At 33.4% G+C, this 4,506-nt stretch carries 3 protein-coding genes and 1 pseudogene; all 4 read right to left on the bottom strand.

The annotated features are described in order from the left end of the window. Positions 1–527, bottom strand: a pseudogene (locus C8J95_RS18480) (peptidase M61); the annotation flags it as partial. A 416-nt stretch (positions 528–943) separates the two neighbouring features. Further along, entirely contained in the window at positions 944–2,641 is a 1,698-nt protein-coding gene (locus C8J95_RS18475) for a S41 family peptidase (protein WP_107810189.1), read from the bottom strand. Positions 2,642–2,668: 27 nt separating this feature from the next. Next, positions 2,669–3,385 (bottom strand): outer membrane beta-barrel protein, encoded by a 717-nt coding sequence (locus C8J95_RS18470; protein ID WP_078721090.1) that lies wholly within the window; start codon positions 3,383–3,385, stop codon positions 2,669–2,671. Positions 3,386–3,453: 68 nt separating this feature from the next. Further along, positions 3,454–4,506: pitrilysin family protein (locus C8J95_RS18465; RefSeq protein WP_146173452.1), on the bottom strand; the 1,053-nt coding region annotated here is incomplete at its 5' end.

Here is a 4,506-nt window from a genome sequence, read left to right as displayed (position 1 = left end):
TGATCTACTAGAGCTGTAGTACCATATAAATCTGCTGGTTTTTGTATCACCAGTCTATAAGGTACATCTTGCATTTTATCTATATAACCGATAAAGCCATGAGTATTGATTAAATGTACTTTGTTCTCTTCAATATCTGTTCCTGAAGGTGAAAATACAGCTTTGTGTTTCGATGTATCCGTTTCTTCGTCGAAGCTGTCATTAACCAGATAAGTAACTTTAGTCAGGTCGCGTGCATTTTTCAGGGTATAAGTATTGTCATCAACCTTTGTGTAAGGTAATTCTCTTCCTTTATTGTCGTAAAACTTAATGCCTTCTATAAATCTTCCGTAATCGTCTACAGAATAAGTTCCGGGAACTGTTTTAGGAAAATGAAATTTTACATCAGATGATTTCATTTTCGGGAACTCCATCATTACGGCTACTTTGTCATCTTTTATATTAACAAGGTCGATGTTGGTTTTAATAGACTGAGCGCTGACTATAGTAACAGCTAAAGCTCCTATCAGGGTTGTGATTTTATTCATTTAATTTTAAGTATTTAATTAGGATACGAAATTATATTCAAATGAGCTTATATCCAGGCTTTATGCTCTAACAATTTATAGTACAATAGCTAACATTATCTAATTTGCATGTGAAATACTTATAATAATCATAATCTGAATAAAGTGAAAATAGGCAAAAAGTTTATCTTGTTTTATATTGCTTATCTATTACAAATAAGGAGAAAGATAATTTTATTTTCTACTTGAGTTAAGGATAAAAAGAGTCCCGGATATTTCCGAGACTCACCAAATCACATTTATACTATTCCTCATAAAGGAAAAGACTTTTCAAATACACAAAACCTCTAATAAAGTTCTTTAATTCTAATACTACTTAGTATTTCTTTTTCTGTGTAAATAACGAAATCAAATTTTAGATAGGTTGTAATTAAATTTTATTTAGAAGACAGGTATTTTATAGCCTCATTCATTACTCTATCTACAAAGGTTCCGGGAGAATTTTTCAAAGTTTCTACTTCTTCATCTGTAGGTGGTGTTACATAGATATTTGGTTTTATGCCAATCCCTTCAATTACCTCCCCATTCGTATCCTTTGTCGCCATTACAGGTACATAAAATCTCATCAGACCAGCAACAAAAGTAAAGCCGCCATTTAAGTTGTTAATACCTCCATTAAATTGATCTAAGTCTGTTGTCAACCCGGCTGTTCCACCTGCTGTATAATCTCCTATTGAGATTACCTGACTTCCCTGACTTTTTAACATTAGTGTTGAAAGTTCAGACATACTCATACTTCCTTTGTCTGTTAAAATTGTAATCGGAATATTTGATAGCATTGCATATTGATGCTTCTTTGCTTCCACAGGTACCCATGGGGTATAGTTAAATCGACCGGTACCTTCTTTTGTTCTTTGATATGCGTAGATCGCATTCTTGGTTACAAAGCGCTCTATAAAATATTTGAAATCTACAACTGCACCTCCTCCGTTATCTCGCAGATCAATTATCAGTTTTTTGATTTCACCTCGTTGTAAAGGATTAAAGAGTTTCTGATAGAATTTCATTCTATATAGAATACCAGGTAAATCATCTTTAAACTTAGGATAATTATATGCATTCTCTACATGAGATTTAATACGTTCCATAAACCAGTCAATATATGCCTGGGTTGTAGTATTTCTTACAGATGAATATGTTGAGGAACTTGCATAATCAGGTAGCGCTAAAGACTTTGTAGATGCACTATTTGCTGCTGTTACAAAAGTATCAGATACTTCTTCTGTATTTTTAAACACTTTTAATCCTTCATTAAAGTTCCTGACATCTGCAGAAGTAAAGAAATTATTCCATTTATTCAGTATATCTAGCGTGAAATCCCGTACGTTATTTCTCTGTGTAATATCTTTAATAGCATTTAGGTCAGCACTACTATCTATTGCCGCTTGTGTTAAGACATTTGTATCTCCAGGGATCGGAATGAGATATTGATCAGCTGGTTCCATGATAAGATTATAGAAAGAAAAACCATCTGAAGTTAAGTAATAAATATCCGGATTAGATTTTAAATTACCGGCAAGAAATCTAAATACAACTTTTCCATTCGAAGTAAAATTACCAACCGTCAAACTATTATCGGTTAACTTATTAATCATATAGCTTCTTTTGTTGGTAAAATTATATACATTATTTTTTTTACTTTTCGAATCTCCCCGAAATACTCCCATTCTGCCCACAGGAAGTTGTATACCTACAATAAAATGTCTGTCGATAATTGGTTCTATGATAGCCGCGAAGTATTCCTCTGCCTTTTTCGCATCATTATCTTTCTCCTGATCTGTAAATCCTTCCTGTTTATAAGATTTTAAAGCTGCAAACTTAGGATAATATTCTTTGTAGATCGCATCCCAATCCATTCCGTCTTTTCGTTTTTGCTCATAAAAATAATTATATCGCTCGTCCATAACAGTCCAAAACAACTTAAAAAGATCACCATAGGATTTTACATCATCTTTAGTGTATCGTGTAGGTTCCGTTATAGATACTTCATCTTCCTTTACACATGAATTAATTGATAATGCTGATATAGTAAAGCCAATAGCTAAAAATGGTATTTTAATAAAATTTCTTTTCATAATAATATATAGATGTTAAATAAAGTGTTAGTCAAATTTATAGGTAACTCCTACGGAGAGCATATAAGAACTGGTACTCATTTTCTGGTTTTTATCACTATTGGCCTTAGTAATATCTGAGAGGCCATATTGATAGTTAAAAGCTCCGTATACATCAAATTTATTGAAAGAATAGCCTAATTGAGCCTGCCCTTGAATCCCATAACCTATACGACTAAATTGATTTTCATTAGCCTTAAAATCATAAGTCCCCGATACTTTGGTATAAGGATTAGTTCCGTCTAAATTTAATTCTCCAAGGACAGGATATTGTCCATCATATTTTCTACTTAACCAGTATTCGGTATACATACCTCCTGCCAATTTACCCCAGACTCCTTTGGTTTCATGCGGATCATTAAAGACATAAGTACCTACTAATAATGGAAAAGCTAAAAAATTATTAGTATACTTACTGTACCAGCCACTATGCGCTCCTGTTCTTTCGAATTCATAATTTTTCTGTAAGTATGAAACTCCAGATGAGACAAAAAGTGTTTTCCACACTCTGTATTCTCCGGATAAATTAACGCCATAGCCATAACGCCCATTATATTTTGAATCCTTGAGACTGGAGAGATTGGCATGCATAACTGTATAGGTGTATCCTGCATCTAAACCTATTTTGAATTTATGTTGTGCCGATATAAATATTCCCAAGAGTAAGAAACAAAGACAGCATATTTTGATAAAAGTCTTTTTCATAAATTTTATTTTGAAATGAATTTTTGGTATTAATACAATAGTTTAAGTTAAAATTTGTGTTTATTGGCTTATTTTTTACTGAAATCCCCTACATCTAATGTAGTAAGCTGATCTGTTTTAAGGTACTTACGCAATGCCTCATTTGCCTGCTGTACGCCTATATTTAGCACTTTACTTTCCAGAGCATCATAGTCTTCTAATGGAATATCATATAACAATTTACTATTTACCAATCCCATTAAAGTTCCGTCATTACCCAATCCCGTTTTTCTAGAGTTTTGCCAGCTTTGCTTATTTGCCTTAAGTTCTCCATCAGTGAAACCTTCTTTTAAAGCTTTTGCAATTTCTTCACGAACAGCTTTATCTACAGCATCTTTCTTTGTTGGATTAAGGAAAGCATAATAACCCCATGAAGCAACATTATTGATATAAGGTACACTCACATATGATCCTGCACCATAGCTGATTCCATCTTTTTCACGAAGGCGCACCGGAATTCTTGAGGTTACAAACCCTCCGCTTCCTAACATTTCATTTGCCAAAAGGAGAGCCGGATAGTCAGGACTCTTTCTATCCATTTTAAAGTTTATAGCACCAACTGCCGCTGCATTTTCTTTGTCCGGGGTGTTAATTACCTTATCTTCTTTTTTAGAAGGGAAGAAGGTCGGAACTACATAACTGTATTTGGTTTTTGTATTCCACTTTCCAAATGTATCTTCTAATACTGTTTTAACAGTTTTAGCATCCAGATCACCGATCACTGAACCTACTCCGTAGTTAGCTCCAATAAGATTCTGATAGAAATCAACGATTTGTTCACGTTTCACTCCCTTATTAAAGCCTATCCGTTCCTGAATTGATGGAGTATAGTAAATATGGTCTTTTGGATAACCTTGATTTATTCTGCTAATCTCCGTAAAGGCTAAGGTCTGGGGATCATTTAAAGATGCCTCCAAATATGTATTGTATTCTTTTATTGATTTGGTAAGTTCATCCTGAGGGAATACAGAATCAGATAATATATCCTTTAAAATTCCCATCACCTCAGCAAAATTATTCTTATATGTATTTACATTAACAGATAAATTTTGACCTCCGAAACCAAAATTGATACTGGATTT

This window comes from Elizabethkingia sp. YR214 (assembly GCF_003058195.1).
Lineage (GTDB): Bacteria > Bacteroidota > Bacteroidia > Flavobacteriales > Weeksellaceae > Elizabethkingia.
The sequence above is the reverse complement of the archived record's forward strand: the minus strand, read 5'-3'. Positions and strand labels throughout refer to the sequence as shown.

Bases quoted from the DNA above. Each gene is read 5' to 3' on its own strand.
- C8J95_RS18475 (WP_107810189.1), bottom strand. From the start codon at position 2,641: ATGAAAAGAAATTTTATTAAAATACCATTTTTAGCTATTGGCTTTACT.
- C8J95_RS18470 (WP_078721090.1), bottom strand. From the start codon at position 3,385: ATGAAAAAGACTTTTATCAAAATATGCTGTCTTTGTTTCTTACTCTTG.